Raw genomic sequence first — 15,525 nt, 5'->3', positions numbered from 1 at the left:
TGACTATTCACATATAATCTTTTCTATAACGCTAATGATAAGTTAAGGTTTAAGCCTATTAGACAATCTTAATTTTTAATATTTCCTTCTTTTTTTAACACATCGGCCATGCTTTTACATTTAATAGTAGTAAAAGACAACTTAAAAGGAGGGGTTGTATTGAAGAATAAAAAAAATATCGGTTGTTTCGCTCCTTTATCTATTATTTGTCCAGACCCTTGTCCACCGCCCCCTCCTCCAAATCCAAATTGCGAGCGAGTAACAAATGAATTTGCAGGGAATTTCCTCATAACTAATAACACCATCCCATCTGCCAAAGATGCATCACAATCAATGATACTATGGCAAAGTGATGGGATATTACTTATATCAGGTACTGTCTCGGTTTACAATAGTACTAGCAGCACCGAAGCAATTACAATTCAAATCGTTGGAACAGTAACCAATATTTTCACTGTGTTTCCTGGTAATACAATATCGTACACAGGAAAAGATTTACACTCGGTCAGTATTATCAATATAACAAGTAATCCTTCACTATATTTAGAAGGCAAGTACTGTTGCGAATTTACATGTTGCTTATAGAATACCAATTTCATTACTTTCTAAAAAAAAGCATACCATTTACGGTATGCTTTTTTATGAAATTGGATAACGTACTGTAATACAAAACTCGCCTTGATTAACAGTCGTTCCTGTCGTAGTAATTCGGACAGTAGTAAAATATCGGACAGTGAAAGTACCACTACTTTGTGGTTGTACAGTAATTGTATCAACTACTGTTGCACCTACTAAAAAATCAACTGTAATCGGGTTGGCACCTACATCATACTTCACGTAACCTGAACCATATACTTCTTGCGTGATATTATTTGTATATACAATTTGAGTACCAGCACCTGTAATAGACCAGTCTGTACATACTTGGTCTTGCACAAGTGTTTTATTAGAACAACAAGACAAACTGGAACTTCTCATTCCCATTTCGATCCTCTCCTATTCTGCTATGAAAGTGGATAACGTGTTGTAATACAAAATTCTCCCTGATACGTTCCAGCAGGTGTTGCAGGTAACACAACTTGTATACTATCAAAGCGGCGATACGTAAAAGCAATACTCGTTCCTGGGTTCAATGTTTGTGTATCAATTGTACCCCCAGCAGAATCAAGTACCTCTACAGTAATTGGGCCTGGTCCAACATCATATTTAACAAAACCAGTACCAACTACGTTTTGGTTAATATTATTTGTATAGAGAACATTATCAATTGCTGTTGCAACTACAGTAGCAGACCACGGACTACACACTTTATCTTGCACATAATTTTTATCTGGACAACAAGTTAATGCGGACCCTGAGCACTCACAAGACATAGTTGTTTCCCCTCTCTCTTTTATATTCCCTATATGTGTATGTCCCTCAGAGTCTTTTGCCTGTACTATTCATCTATTTTCAAAAAATATTCAAATGACTAGATAGATTCCGTTTTGTTTCTTTTCTTCATATATTTATAGACAAAGATACTAGCCACGATAAGAATAACGCCTCCTAATATTGGTAGCATGTATTGTCCAACAACACCCGCTGCTTTTTCCCAATGCGGACCTAATTTCATTCCAAAATAAACATACAAAGTCGTTAACGGGAACATTGCTACAAATGTATATATGCTGAATTTCCATATGTTCATTTTCGCCATACCACATGGAACAGAAATAAGCGTTCTAACTCCCGGTACAAAGCGTCCAACAAATGCTACAACCGGTCCATATTTCTCGAAGAAATCATCTGCTTTTTGAATTTGTTCTTCTTTAATGAAGAAGTATTTCCCGTATTTTATTAATAGAGGACGGCCACCGTAATAACCGAGTGCGTATAACGTTAACGGTCCAGTCGTTCCGCCAAGCGTTCCGGCTAGTACAGCAAGCCAAAAATTCATATCACCCTCGTATACCCAATACCCAACCATGGGCAAAACTACTTCTGCCGGAATAAATTCAAACGTTAATGCTAACACAACTCCAAAATAAGAAAACTGCTTTAAAAATTCGATTATATCTAAAATAATTTGCTCCATATTTTTAACTCCTATCCTACATTTACGTTATGCTTTTCTTGTAATTGAACTGGCGCCATTTTTACAATTCGGTTCAAAATAAATAACACAATTCCAATATCATCTAAAATACCGATAAACGGTAAGAAGTCTGGAATTAAATCGAGCGGCATCGCAACATAACCAACTAAAAATGCAATAGATAAAATTTTCTTCTTTATTGAAACCTCTTTTGAAGTGAAAAAGTCAAATAGGAATGGAACAAATCGGCGAACATGAAATACAACTCTTAATCTACTAATAAGTTTTTTCATTTTTATATCTCCTCTCTTTGTATACAAAAAGGACCCTACCAAACGTGGTAAGGGTCCTAAAAAAGACAATAAGGGGCCTCTACCATTGCTGGTAAAGGTCTCACTAACAACGAAACGTTGCCAATAAAGCCGAGGGTTTCTCCCTGTAATGACGACTTTACTGTAATAAGTTACTCCCCTTTATATACACAATTTTATACAATCACATTAAAATATTTACCTAAGCTTGTCAATATTTTTTTCATATGCTATTCAGATTATTACATTATAAAAGACACTATTCTATATTCTTTGTTGAAACAAGTTGGATCTTAACATGATCCGGATCATATAAAGTTATTCTTACTTCTTCACCATCACATTCCTCTACAAATGATATATGATAAAACTCCAATTTTTTCTTTATCTGATCGATATTTGTAGTTTTAAAAAATAGTTCCTCTACTGTTGATGTGACAGTCTCTCTATACTCTCCCAGTCCCCGGTGTACAACAAAACAAATTCTCGTTGAACCAATATCATACCAAACACCTGTTACACGTAATTGTGGTCTCTCCTTACTCGGTGTGAAACCTAGAATCCCTTCATAAAAATATAATGTTTCCTTTAAGTTTTTAGATTCTAATACAATGCATGTTGTAATCCTTTCCATCCGCACTCCTCCTGCCCCTTTTAGTTTTCTATATGAGTCATAATTTACAATTATGTATGAATACAATACGTAGTGATGAATATCTCATTAATAAAGGAGGCGTGTAACATGGACAAATACATGAAATCCTACATACCTTTTCATGGACCAAACGATCCTTGCCCTCCAATTGGGAAAAAATATTACTCAACACCCCCTCACCTGTTTATGGGCTTTCAGCCACCTAACTTACCCCAATTCCCACCAAAAGAAGCTTTAAGAAAAGGGACTTTATGGCCTGCTTTTTATGATTATTATGAAAATCCTTACAAAAAAGGACGTGACTAACAACGTGACACAAATATTGCCTGATGAATATTACAAATGGATTGAAGAACTACAAGAACTGGACTTTGTATTAGTTGAACTTACCCTCTATTTAGATACACATCCTAACGATACCGCCGCTATAAATCAATTCAATGATTTCTCCTATAAACGAAGAATATTACAGCAAAAAATTGAAGGAAAATACGGGCCACTTCAACAGTTTGGAAATAGTTATTCTAACGCTCCATGGGAATGGAGCAAAGGGCCTTGGCCATGGCAAATATAAAGGAGAGACACTATGTGGATTTATGAGAAAAAATTACAATACCCCGTTAAAGTAAGCACCTGTAATCCAGCACTCGCAAAATTATTAGTTGAACAATACGGAGGTGCAGATGGTGAACTTGCAGCTGCCCTTCGCTACTTAAATCAACGGTATACGATTCCCGACAAAGTCGTTGGCTTGCTGACCGATATTGGCACCGAAGAATTCGCACACCTAGAAATGATTGCTACAATGATTTATAAATTAACGAAAGATGCAACACCTGAACAAATGAAAGCTGCCGGATTAGATGCACAGTACGCTAATCACGATAGCGCCTTGTTTTATCATAATGCCGGTGGTGTTCCTTTTACTGCTACTTATATTCAAGCAAAAGGTGATCCTATCGCAGATTTATATGAAGATATTGCAGCTGAAGAAAAAGCACGAGCAACTTATCAATGGCTCATTGATTTATCAGACGATCCCGACATAAATGACAGCTTACGCTTTTTACGCGAACGAGAAATTGTCCATTCACAACGCTTCCGAGAAGCAGTTGAAATTTTAAAAGAAGAACGCGATAGAAAAATATATTTTTAATACACGTATCCTAGCGATATGTGTTTTTTTATGTTAAAAGTTAAATTCTTCCTATTAAACATATAAATAGTATATTTATTCGATTTAATGCATTATTTTTTAATATTTTCAAAATTCCCTATTGCTTTCTAGTCATCAGACCTTTAAAATAATAACAGTTACTCGACAAATTATTTGAATTTTCGACAAAAACACTCATTAGGAGGATTTTCTTTATATGCGTACAACTTTAAAACCAGCGCAAATACTTTCGATTAGTTTATTACTATTCGCAGTTTTCTTCGGTGCTGGTAATATGATTTTCCCGCCCCTTCTTGGTCTTTCTTCCGGAGAAAATATGTGGGTTTCCATTACAGGATTTATTATTACAGACGTCGGTTTATCTTTACTTGCTATCGTTGCTGTTGCCCTTGCTGGTGGTAGTTTTAACACTTTAGCGAGCCGTGTTCATCCAAAATTCGCAGCAGTATTCGCTATCATTATTTATCTTTCAATCGGCCCACTATTTGTTATTCCACGAACTGGATCTGTATCTTACGAAATCGGGATTGCACCACTTTTCCCAGATCAATGGTATTCTATGTTAGTTTTTAGTGCGATTTTCTTTACAGTCGTTTACTTCTTATCATTAAATCCATCCAAGCTAGTAGATCATATCGGTAAAATATTAACACCAATTTTACTTGTAATTATTGCAATTATGGCAACAAAAGCGATTCTTTCACCAGGAACGTTTGCAGAGCCTATCGGTGACTATAAAGACATCCCGTTTTTCAAAGGATTTCTTGAAGGATTTTTAACGTTAGATGCAATTGGCGCTCTCGTACTATCAACAATTGTTGTAAATGCAATTCGTCAAAACGGTATACAAGAGAAGAAATCTATCGCAAAATATACAATCATTTGCGGAAGTATTGCTGCTCTATTCTTAACAATTGTTTACTTCTTACTCGGTTATATCGGAGCTTCAAACGGAAACTTAGGGCAATTCGAAAACGGTGGTCAGCTATTAGCTACTGTTATGTATCAATTCTTTGGGACAAGCGGTAATATTTTATTAAGTATCGCCATTATCTTCGCTTGTTTAACGACGGCAATTGGTGTTGTAAGTGCATTTGCAAATTACTTCACAACAGTGCTAACAAATGTTTCATACAAAAAGCTTGTACTATACGTTTGTATCTTTAGTTTCGTTATTTCAAACTTAGGATTAAGCTTATTAATTAAAATCACACTACCTGTATTAATTATTTTGTACCCAATTACGATCATTTTAGTTTTCGTATCATTTATCGATAAATATACGAAACGTAAACCTTCTGTCTACATTGGAGCGATGATTGCAGCGTTTATTATTAGCTGTATTCATGCACTTGATAATGTGGAAATGATACCAAGTTTTATCGCTAATATCGTACACACCATTCCTTTTTATAACCTAGGAATTGGCTGGATCATTCCAGCAATAATCGGTGGTATAATTGGATACTTTATTCCGCAAACAGAAGCTACAGGTGAAGTTTCTACAAAATAAAGAAAAGAAGCAAGCATGAAATCCATGCTTGCTTCTTTTTATTTTCTATCATTAAATACTGTATTCGTGTACGAACGAACCGTTAACATATAATAACCAAAGTAAATCACGATATATACCCCTATACTACCGAGCAGAGGAAGACTATATTCAAACATTCCTCCAAATCCCATCAAGCTTAAAAACGCAAAGAACGTATGACATATCGCAAGCATGAATGGTGCTAAAAATATTGCACCGACTTGCTTTCTTACAGACTCCCTTGCTTCCTTCTTCGTTAATCCGATTTTCTTTAACATTCCGTATGCCGGTCGCTCTGACATTGCTTCTGTTATTTGTTTAAAGTATAAAATACAGCCTGTTGCAAGAATAAAGACAATCCCTAAAAATACACTTGCAAATAATAATACTGCACCATCTTGCAATTCAGATTGATTCGTCTTCTCAAATGATTGGAATTTCGCTTCTTTCGGAATAATAGCTCCTATTCTTTCCGTTAACTCTCTACTACCGTTCCCTTCAACGATAAATCCACTAACTGTTGAAACATCCTTTCCTTTCTGCAACTTATTAAATAATGACTCTTGAACAACAAGCCCCACTGGTGCAAGTTTCGCACTAACAACTGTTTCTTCGCGGTGATCAACGATTGTTAAACCACTCTTCATTCCTTCAAAGGACACATGATTTCCTTCAAGAGAATTCTTTTCGATGTTATATGATTTATACGGATCTAATAAAACAACTTCCTTTTCAGAACCGAGAATAACTTGTTTATGACCTAACATAGAAGCTAATTTATTATAATCTGTCACTTTTATAATTTGTACATTACCATTACCTATTAAATATCCTGTTAACATTTGTTCTCCATCTATATTTCCTTGCATAGAGAGCATAGTTATAGACGTTTCATTTTTAATTCCTAACTCATGTTTTTGAATCTCTTCACTGACTTTCTTATCTAATTCCTTCCCAGTCGTTACATACTCATAACTAACTGGATTCATAAGTTTCGCCGTTTTCTTCGCTCCATAATACATACTAGAACTCATACCAATTGTGCATAGTGTTACCGCACTTAATAAAGATAATAACGCCAGCATCTTTACATTTCCTTTTATTCTAAAGAACAATGAAGAAATTGATAAAATGTTCGTCCCATTCCAATATTTCTTCTTGTCTTCTTTTACTTTATGCAGTGATTTCACTGTGTACTGCTCAAATAATAAAAACGTACCTTTTACAATTAATCCAAAAATGACTAACCCTGTAAGGAGTAACATCACTACTCCAAAAATTAAAGTTGAAAATGCCACCACATACCCTATAAAAAGTAATACAATTGCACTTTTCGCTTTCTTACTTGAATAAGTAGGTGCCTCTTCTTTCTGATTTTCCCCGTACAATAATTCAACTAAACGATGTTCATAAATTAACTTTTTACTTTTCCATGATGCAATAAAGAAAATGGCACCTATCGTTATAAGAACTTCTACTATTGATACAAATGAAATCGTAAATGTAAAAGTAAATGCACTTCCCATTAACTTCACAAGAAGCCCTGCGCATATATTGGCTATAAACAAACCTGAAATGATACCTAATACACTTGCCGCAGCACCAACTAATAATGTTTCATAAAAGAGTAATTTCGCAATTTCTTCTTTACGAATACCTAATAAACTATATAGTGCAATTTCTTTTTTCTTCTTTCGCAAAAAGAAGCTATTACAATAAAAAATAAATATCGTTAAAAAGATAATTAACAAAATTTGTGCAAACGTAAACGTCGTTTCCACCTTATCTGACTCTTTCAAAAGAGCTACTACACTTTCATTTCGTTTAATCGATACGAATGTAAAATAAATAATAATGCTGCCTACTAATGAAATAAAGTATAGAAAATAATCTTTCACATTTCGTTTTATACTACGTTTTGATACTTCTAAAAAATCCATCGTATACCTTCACCCGCTCTCGCATTTCTCTATACATGAAGTGTATACGAAATTGCATTTCTCCCCTATCGATTTTTATTACATCTCTCTTACGATATTGTAATATAACAAAATAAAAGAACCTAGTTTCCCAGGCTCTTCACATCGTATGTTTAAAAGTAAATAACTCTTCTTTTGACTGCACAGCAGATTGTTCCTCTTCTACAACGTCCTTCTTCATCTCTCCCCCTAACCTTACTTTCATCATCGCCTCTTCTATACTTTTCACAATCATATTTCCTGAAAAAATAGTAAGCCCGAAAAATGTAATTGGGACGAGAGGGATCCATGGATTCACTGTTAATGATCTAAAATAGACTCCAATTAAACCTGACCATTCATGCGTATAAGATTCCACCTCTTTTATTTGTCCACCAAACATTACAGTCCCACCAAAGAACACTTCAAGTAATCCTAAGTGCAGTAAAATAGTAAGAGTCTGCGTAAACTGCTGAAGAAATACGAGTATAAACGGCATATAGAGATGCGGAAAAATATGTTTTATAACAATATGTCTTCTCGATCCACCTAATATGCGCGCGGCATCAACAAATTCTTCCGTTCGCAATTTACGAACTTCCTTCGCCACATACAGTGCAATAACTGGCATTACAAGCAGTACAAGTAATACCACTTGAAACGAAGCCCTTTCAAAAAAGGTTGTTGTCTCCTCTCCGCTTCCAAATGCATTTGCAGATTGAAGAAAAAAATACGCAATCATAACTGTCGGAATAACTGTAAAACTATCAAAGAAAGCCTCAATTTTTGAAAATCCTCTTTTTATATACGTTCCGAGTACGACACCGAAAAACACACCTATTACCATTCTAAGTGCCGCAATTAAAATAGATATACCAATCGTCCACTTCGCGCCCTCAATGACTAAATGTAACAGGTCATACCCTTTCCGGTCTGTCCCGAGTAAAAATTGTAATGAAGGTGGAAACGGTGGCACTTCTGGATTTTCATCCGCATCATATTGCAATGTAACTTGTCTAATATGTCCATCATTCCATAACGTATTTCCGATGCTCAAAAGAACTAATAGGAGAAGAAACCCAATGCTTATCCAAAATCTTTTATCACGTTTTATATACGTCCACATATTATAATCTCTCCTTCATCGCAGCCGGAATGAGATAATGAAACAATTTAAATAAAATAAAAATCGGAATATATATAAGAAGCACACTAACGATGAAAACCTCAACTCTAATACCGAAATACGATTTCAAAAACATAAAAATACCACCCGTATTAAAAATCCATTCTATAATATATAAATTAGATAACATAAAAAAGATATTCGTTTTCGCAAAGAATAATGTACTAAGCAACACATTTCGTAAAATATGACGATTTAAAATATGAAAGCGCCCCAGCCCTTTCGCCTTAGCAAATAGTACATAATCTTTTTCTAGTTCATTTTCAAAACGAAGCACGACCATTTTTACAAACATAATCGTAGTCGGGATGCTCAAACACAATATTGGCAACCCCCTAATCGACTCGCCTCCAATTGAAGCAATTTGAAAAGGTAAAAAACCTGTTTGTTTAAAAAACCATACAACTAAAATTTGTGATACTAAAATAAGAAGGATATCTGGAATGGATTCTAGGAAGATAAGAAATGATTTAATTCGATGTTGTATACGCGGTGAACTACTCATAATTACATAAACAATACAAAATGCTACAAATAATGAAATAAAAAAAGCAGCTAAAAAAATAATAATCGTTTCTTTATAATGGACGAACAGCTGCGGAAATAAAAATTTACCTTTCACATATTGCAAATTGGAAATATCCATTAAGTTCACAAACACTTCTTTTAAACTCTGTATGTACCTTGATGCATGCAGCTCAAATCCATAAAATAATTTCGGCAGTGCCCCTAAACAAATAATACCCAAAATCGAAATAATAAATTGAACCGTCACTTCCATCCCATTCAGAAAAACTTTTTTGACCACGTTTTCCCTTCTCTCTCTATATAATTTACCCTCTAATTTTATTCTTAATTTTCTGAATTGTAAATGTTTATACAAAAAAATCACTAGGTTATGATCCTAGTGATTCTTTATGCGCATGCCCTTCTCTTTTCGCAAACGGCATATACAAAATAAAACATCCAATAAGCGCAGCTATTTCTAATGAAATAATATAGTAAGGATGCGGCCCTAACATATCGAGTAATGAAGCAGTTTCTGGCTTACGAGCTAAAAACATATAATTGCCTCCTGTTTTGTAGTTCACAAAAGAAACGATTGGAATTACTATGTTTAAAAATATCATCGTACGCTTAATAGATTGCAAAGTCGGTCTATAGCCTTCCACCCAAGTCATAAAGAGTGGTGCCCAAATGAGCAATATATGCGCGCTAAAATATTCAATGAAACGAAAATGCGGAAAAGCATATTGCAAGTTTGGTGTTAAAATGGCTTGTGATGCACCAATAATTCCGGTAAAAAATACAATCTCATATATACGGTAACTTTTCGTTACGATCATAATCGACGCTAATAATAAACTAATTGTACATAATTCAAACGGTAATGAAGTAGCTAGCTCAAAAATCCCTGCTTTCCATTCCCACATATGAAGCCCAATTTCACTACCTATAAATAAAAATGCAATTGCATATCGAACCGTTATATTCCACTCACTTTGACGTAATACATCTTGGTATTGATACAGAAAAAATATCCCCACCAACATAATAAATAATATAAGGACATGTTGCCTTGAGTATGGAATAAACGATTTTAATGGATGCGCACTAAAATAAGCTTCCATCTTCCTTCCTCCTCTCCTCCATACAATATTATTGTAAGAAAGAAACAACGAGTCAATTCATTTGCTTATACTAGGACAACCTCTACCTTACAAAACTGTAAGGTTATTGTAAGCTAAAACGATTTGTCAGATTCTTCTCCTCTTTTATACTTAATGTAGATACTAAAACGAACGAAAAGGTGATAAATAGATGAAGAAGAAAAATAAAGTGTTAATTACTAGTGTAGTAGCAATCGGAATTGCAGCTGGATCATACTTTGCATTTGCTGGAGGCAGTTCAGAAGTAGCAATGGCATATAGCGGTTATAAAGTTACGGAAAAACAAATCCAAAACGCACAAAAATTTGGTGGCGAAATTATTCCAAACGGAATTGAAACTATTTCATTCGATCCAACAAAAGGAACATATGAATTAGCTGTTAAAAAAGGCGATGAAGTGAAAAAAGGTCAACTTCTGTTTAAATACAATGATCCTACTGCTAAACAAGGTGTAACAGAAGCAGAAATGCAAAAGAAAATCGCACAAAAAGAAGTAACGTTGTTCCAAAAACAAATTGATGCAGCGAAACAAAAATTACAAAAAGACAAAAATGCAGGCCTTCCTGCTGAAGCATTAAAAGCATCAGAAGCTGAAGTTGGGCAATTAGAATCACAAATTGAAATGAAAAAGTTTGAAGTTGAAAAAGCTGATGAAATGATTAAAGCAGCAAAAGAGAAAGTAAACACTCTTTCTGTAACAAGTCCTGCTGATGGCGTAATTGATGATATCGTAAAAACTGCTGACGAAAAAACAGGTATGAGCGGAATTACTCTTCGTCACGCTGGTCAATTTAAAGTAAAAGGTCAACTTTCTGAATATGAGCTTGCTAGTATGAAGGTTGGGCAAGAAGTAACTGTTTCATCAAAAACTGTCGCTGGTAAGACTTGGACAGGAAAAGTAACAGAAATCGGTTCTACACCATTAAAGAGTATGGACGAAAATAAAACTGTTTCTAACTATCAATTCACTGTCACATTAGATAATAGTGACGAACTACAAAACGGATTCCACGTTTACGTAACAAGTAAATCTGGCGAAGCAACTGGTACAATTGTTCCAAAAAGCAGCATCGTGAAAAAAGGCGACAAAAATGTTGTCTTCGTTGTAAAAGACGGTAAAGCGAAAGAACAAGCAGTTACTGTTGAATTCGAGACTGATAGCGAAGCAAAAGTTTCTGGAGTGAAAAAAGGAGAACAAATTATCTCTAAACCTGAAAAAGACTTAAAAGATGGTATGGAGGTTGTCGTTGAATGATTAACTTAAAAGGCATCACGAAATCCTTCCAAAATGGTGCAGAATCCGTTCAAATATTACACGGAATTGACGTAACACTGAACCAAGGAGAATTCACTTCAATTATGGGTCCATCTGGTTCTGGTAAATCAACATTAATGAACATTATCGGCTGTTTAGATAAACCGACGACAGGTACGTACGAACTAGCTGGGCAAAACATTTCAAACATGTCTGAAACAGAACTTGCACGCGTTCGTAATAAAGAGATCGGATTCGTATTCCAAAACTTCATGTTATTACCGAGACTTACAGCACTTCAAAATGTAGAGCTACCTCTTATTTACGCTGGAGTTGATAAAAAAGAAAGACGTGAGCGTTCATTAGCCGCTTTAACAAAAGTAGGCTTAGCTGATCGCGCTACTCACCTGCCGAACGAATTGTCAGGTGGACAAAAGCAGCGTGTCGCTGTTGCACGTGCAATCGTAAATAACCCGAAATTCATTTTAGCCGATGAACCGACGGGAGCACTTGATACGAAAACAAGTACACAAATTATGGACCTCTTTTACGAATTAAACAAACAAGGCTCAACAATCATTATGATTACCCATGACCGTGAAATTGGGGAAGCTGCAGCACGTCAAATTGTAATTCGTGACGGAAATATCGTCCAAGATTGGAGAGGTTAATTTTGAACACGAGTGAAAATATACGCATGGCCCTTTCCTCTATCTTTGCTCATAAAATGCGTTCTATCTTAACGATGCTAGGTATTATTATCGGTATTAGCGCCATTATTACTATCATTTCAATGGGTGATGGTACAAACGCAAAGTTTAAAAAAGAGTTAGGCCAAGGAAAAGATAATGAAGTAACGATTTACTACAAAAACCCTGATTATGGACCAGATAACGCTAAAATTACATCTGATATGCTGAAACGTCTTCAATCTGTTCCTGGAGTTAAAGATGTTTATCCAGATGTAAGTATGAAAGTAAAAGCATCTGCTGGTTCAAAAGATGTCTCTCTTGATTTAAAAGGTGGAACAGGCGCCTTTATGACAGATTCAAAAATAAAATTAGTTCACGGTCGTGAATTAAACGACAGCGAATTAAACCAAGCAATTCCTACTGTTATATTAAATGAAGAAGCTTTCAATAAATTATTTAATGGTTGGGAATCAAATTTATACACAGATATAAAAGGAAAACCATATAAAGTAGTCGGTGTGTACGAAACGAAAAATGAGTTTGGAATGGCTATGTCAGAAGGTTATACATCACTTGAAAACGCCCCTGTAATTTCAGGAGTAACTGAGTATGACACAGTAAAATTAACACTCGTTTCTCCATCGGAACGTAAAAATGTAGAAAAAGAAGCCGTTTCCGTTTTAAACGACATGAAGGCCCCTAAATTTGAGCATAAATTTGAAGCGCAAGATATGGGTGAATTTACGAAGCAACTAGACGAATCAATCGGTATGATGAAAATGGTATTCGGTGGTATTGCTGCTATTTCCTTACTTGTTGGTGGTATCGGTGTAATGAACATCATGCTCGTATCTGTAACAGAACGTACACGTGAGATTGGTATTCGTAAAGCACTTGGTGCAACACGTGGTAAAGTATTAACACAATTCTTAATCGAATCTTGTATTTTAACAGGACTTGGTGGTTTCATCGGATTCATGCTCGGTATTTTCTTCGCTTGGATCGTCTCAATCTTTGCTGGATGGCCACTCGTTGTCTCAAAAGAACTTGGACTTCTTGCAGTAGGTATTTCAATGCTAATCGGTATTGCATTCGGACTACTACCAGCTAACAAAGCTGCAAAACTTGATCCAATTGAATGTTTACGATATGAATAAACAAAAACGTAGGAGTTTACACTCCTGCGTTTTTTATTTACCTATTAAATTGAGTTTCTTCTATTATATATGTTTCACGTTACAACTATCATTCTAATACTCTTCATTATTTATAGCTACTAAGGCTATTATCTAATCCTATTATTGCAAAAATACTATGTAACAGACGAAAATCAAGGCGTAATTTTTTCCATGCTTCGACTGATTTTGTAACAATTATATCGATATTTCATTAAATTTCACCTCATTTATATCTTTTTACGTCTAAAAAGATTATTATTCTATAACTATTTTTTCATTTAAACAGTAAAACACACTACTTTTGTAACACTATAGATACACTTAAGAAAAATTACCGTAATATTATTAACGTTATAGTAATTGAAATACTACTCATTTTGTGTTTTATATGCCCTAATACGCCAAAAAACAACAAGGAAGCGCTATCAGGATATTTATGGAATTGTTACAGAATATTAATGCCCCGTTACGAAAGCTTTGTAATTTTATGTTTTTCGCAAATAAGAAAATAATGGTTGCTATAATGAGGTCAACGAAAACAAATGCAATGGAGGCTATTATGAAAAAATTTATGGGTATAGCAACAGCAGCGGTTTTTGGTCTTGGGATTTTCACAACATCTGCTAAAGCAGAAACTATCGTAACGACTGACGTACTAAACGTACGAGAAAACCCAACTACTGAATCAAAAGTTGTAGGAAAATTATTAGATGGATATAAAGTAAATGTTTTACATACAGAAAATGGTTGGTCAAAAGTTCAATTGAATAGCGGTAAAGAAGCTTTCATAAGCGCTGACTATACAAAAGACACTTACTACGTAACAGCAAACGTATTAAACGTACGTGCTAGTGCAAACACAGATTCAGAGATTCTTGGTAAGTTGAAAAAAGATGATGTAATCGAAACAACACACCAAGTACAAAATGATTGGATTCAATTTGAATATAACGGAAAAACAGCTTATGTTCATGTTCCTTACTTAACAGGTAAAGCACCAGTTAAAGTTCAACCAGTAGTTAAAGCTGAAAAAACAACTACAGTTCAAGATACAGCTAAAGTTCGTGAAGCAGTTAAAGCTCAGGAAGTAGCTGAAACTCAAGCAAAAGCTAAAGCAGTGGAAGCAACTAAAGCTCGCGAAGCAGCTGAAGCTCAAGCAGAAGTTAAAGCTCAAGAAGCGGCGAAAGCTCGTGAAGCAGCTAAGGCTCAAGAAGCAGCTAAAGCTCAGGCAGATGCTGAAGCTCAAGCAGAAGCTAAAGCTCAAGAAGCGGCGAAAGCTCGTGAAGCAGCTAAAGCTCAAGCAGATGCTGAAGCTCAAGCAGCGGCTAAGGCTCAAGAAGCAGCTAAAGCTCGTGAAGCGGCTAAAGCTCAAGCAGATGCTGAAGCTCAAGCGGCTAAGGCTCAAGAAGCAGCTGAAGCTCGTGAAGCGGCTAAAGCTAAAGAAGCAGCTAAAGCTCAACAACCAGCTACACAACAACCTGCTGCAAAAGAAACTGAAACAAGTGCACCATCATCTTCTCGTGAGTTACGTGTTGTAGCAACAGCTTACACAGCAGATCCACTTGAAAATGGTTATAAAGCAGGCGACCAAGTAAAATCAGCTATGGGTCACAACTTAACAGCTAATCCAAACATGAAACTAATTGCAGTTGATCCAAGTGTCATTCCATTAGGTTCAAAAGTATGGGTTGAAGGTTACGGAGTAGCAATCGCTGGTGATACTGGTGGAGCTATTAAAGGAAATAAAATCGACGTTTTAATGCCAGATAAAGGCACATCAAGTAGCTGGGGACGTAAAACAGTTACAGTTAAAGTATTAAACTAGTTATAAA

General features: G+C 35.3%; 19 protein-coding genes. 9 read left to right on the top strand and 10 right to left on the bottom strand.

Going from position 1 to position 15,525, the window contains the following annotated elements; all coding sequences use genetic code 11:
• Positions 1-68: 68 nt before the first annotated feature.
• Positions 69-317: a hypothetical protein gene (locus AC241_RS35840; RefSeq protein WP_003269593.1), complete on the bottom strand. Its 249-nt coding sequence runs from the start codon at positions 315-317 to the stop codon at positions 69-71.
• On the opposite strand from AC241_RS35840, the gene AC241_RS04310 reads away from it, so the two are divergent.
• Positions 202-585: an S-Ena type endospore appendage gene (locus AC241_RS04310; RefSeq protein ID WP_224413872.1), complete on the top strand. Its 384-nt coding sequence runs from the start codon at positions 202-204 to the stop codon at positions 583-585. The two genes, AC241_RS35840 and AC241_RS04310, sit on opposite strands and share 116 nt — an antisense overlap.
• 54 nt (positions 586-639) lie before the next feature.
• On the opposite strand, the gene AC241_RS04305 is transcribed toward AC241_RS04310, so the two are convergent.
• The 5 genes from AC241_RS04305 to AC241_RS04285 all read right to left on the bottom strand — a co-directional run bounded on the left by AC241_RS04305 (position 640) and on the right by AC241_RS04285 (position 3,022).
• Positions 640-984, bottom strand: coding sequence for a DUF3992 domain-containing protein (locus AC241_RS04305; protein ID WP_000525819.1), 345 nt, complete (start codon positions 982-984; stop codon positions 640-642).
• 20 nt (positions 985-1,004) lie between these two features.
• On the bottom strand, positions 1,005-1,373 hold the full coding sequence (locus tag AC241_RS04300; protein ID WP_001277542.1) for a DUF3992 domain-containing protein: 369 nt from the start codon (positions 1,371-1,373) through the stop codon (positions 1,005-1,007).
• Positions 1,374-1,471: 98 nt separating this feature from the next.
• Complete coding sequence (locus AC241_RS04295) at positions 1,472-2,077, bottom strand: DedA family protein (protein WP_016082740.1); 606 nt, start codon at positions 2,075-2,077, stop codon at positions 1,472-1,474.
• A gap of 11 nt (positions 2,078-2,088) precedes the next feature.
• The gene (locus AC241_RS04290; RefSeq protein WP_000733844.1) at positions 2,089-2,370 is read right to left on the bottom strand and encodes a YkvA family protein; all 282 of its coding nucleotides are present in this window, start codon (positions 2,368-2,370) and stop codon (positions 2,089-2,091) included.
• 277 nt (positions 2,371-2,647) lie between these two features.
• The gene (locus AC241_RS04285) at positions 2,648-3,022 is read right to left on the bottom strand and encodes a VOC family protein (protein WP_016082741.1); all 375 of its coding nucleotides are present in this window, start codon (positions 3,020-3,022) and stop codon (positions 2,648-2,650) included.
• A 108-nt stretch (positions 3,023-3,130) separates the two neighbouring features.
• Here AC241_RS04285 and AC241_RS04280 point away from each other — a divergent pair, with 108 nt between their 5' ends.
• The 4 genes from AC241_RS04280 to brnQ2 all read left to right on the top strand — a co-directional run bounded on the left by AC241_RS04280 (position 3,131) and on the right by brnQ2 (position 5,733).
• Complete coding sequence (locus AC241_RS04280) at positions 3,131-3,349, top strand: spore coat associated protein CotJA (RefSeq protein ID WP_029441692.1); 219 nt, start codon at positions 3,131-3,133, stop codon at positions 3,347-3,349.
• A gap of 4 nt (positions 3,350-3,353) precedes the next feature.
• Entirely contained in the window at positions 3,354-3,617 is a 264-nt protein-coding gene (locus AC241_RS04275; RefSeq protein ID WP_016082743.1) for a spore coat protein CotJB, read from the top strand.
• Between the two features lie 12 nt (positions 3,618-3,629).
• Positions 3,630-4,199 carry a spore coat protein CotJC gene (gene cotJC / locus AC241_RS04270; RefSeq protein ID WP_002170510.1) on the top strand — a complete coding sequence of 190 codons (570 nt, stop codon included), beginning with the start codon at positions 3,630-3,632 and terminating at the stop codon, positions 4,197-4,199.
• A gap of 217 nt (positions 4,200-4,416) precedes the next feature.
• Positions 4,417-5,733 (top strand): branched-chain amino acid transport system II carrier protein BrnQ2, encoded by a 1,317-nt coding sequence (gene brnQ2, locus AC241_RS04265; RefSeq protein WP_016082744.1) that lies wholly within the window; start codon positions 4,417-4,419, stop codon positions 5,731-5,733.
• Between the two features lie 38 nt (positions 5,734-5,771).
• On the opposite strand, the gene AC241_RS04260 is transcribed toward brnQ2, so the two are convergent.
• From AC241_RS04260 to AC241_RS04245, 4 genes are all read right to left on the bottom strand, one after another.
• Entirely contained in the window at positions 5,772-7,694 is a 1,923-nt protein-coding gene (locus AC241_RS04260; RefSeq protein WP_050842637.1) for an FtsX-like permease family protein, read from the bottom strand.
• 139 nt (positions 7,695-7,833) lie between these two features.
• Positions 7,834-8,838 (bottom strand): ABC transporter permease, encoded by a 1,005-nt coding sequence (locus AC241_RS04255; protein WP_050842635.1) that lies wholly within the window; start codon positions 8,836-8,838, stop codon positions 7,834-7,836.
• Position 8,839: 1 nt separating this feature from the next.
• The gene (locus tag AC241_RS04250) at positions 8,840-9,706 is read right to left on the bottom strand and encodes an ABC transporter permease subunit (protein WP_016082747.1); all 867 of its coding nucleotides are present in this window, start codon (positions 9,704-9,706) and stop codon (positions 8,840-8,842) included.
• Positions 9,707-9,794: 88 nt separating this feature from the next.
• Complete coding sequence (locus tag AC241_RS04245) at positions 9,795-10,529, bottom strand: YwaF family protein (RefSeq protein ID WP_050842633.1); 735 nt, start codon at positions 10,527-10,529, stop codon at positions 9,795-9,797.
• Between the two features lie 190 nt (positions 10,530-10,719).
• Between AC241_RS04245 and AC241_RS04240 the strand changes: the two genes are divergently transcribed.
• The 4 genes from AC241_RS04240 to entC all read left to right on the top strand — a co-directional run bounded on the left by AC241_RS04240 (position 10,720) and on the right by entC (position 15,518).
• Entirely contained in the window at positions 10,720-11,823 is a 1,104-nt protein-coding gene (locus AC241_RS04240; protein WP_048564420.1) for an efflux RND transporter periplasmic adaptor subunit, read from the top strand.
• Positions 11,820-12,494: an ABC transporter ATP-binding protein gene (locus tag AC241_RS04235; protein ID WP_000609103.1), complete on the top strand. Its 675-nt coding sequence runs from the start codon at positions 11,820-11,822 to the stop codon at positions 12,492-12,494. The genes AC241_RS04240 and AC241_RS04235 overlap by 4 nt, the downstream gene beginning before the upstream one ends.
• A 26-nt stretch (positions 12,495-12,520) precedes the next feature.
• A complete protein-coding gene (locus AC241_RS04230; RefSeq protein WP_413541763.1) occupies positions 12,521-13,672 on the top strand; it encodes an ABC transporter permease in 1,152 nt (383 codons plus the stop codon).
• A 457-nt stretch (positions 13,673-14,129) separates the two neighbouring features.
• Positions 14,130-15,518 (top strand): cell wall-binding protein EntC, encoded by a 1,389-nt coding sequence (gene entC / locus AC241_RS04225; RefSeq protein WP_050842629.1) that lies wholly within the window; start codon positions 14,130-14,132, stop codon positions 15,516-15,518.
• Positions 15,519-15,525: the final 7 nt, after the last annotated feature.

It is taken from the genome of Bacillus thuringiensis (assembly GCF_001182785.1).
Classification (GTDB): Bacteria; Bacillota; Bacilli; order Bacillales; family Bacillaceae_G; genus Bacillus_A; species Bacillus_A thuringiensis_S.
The sequence above is the reverse complement of the archived record's forward strand: the minus strand, read 5'-3'. Positions and strand labels throughout refer to the sequence as shown.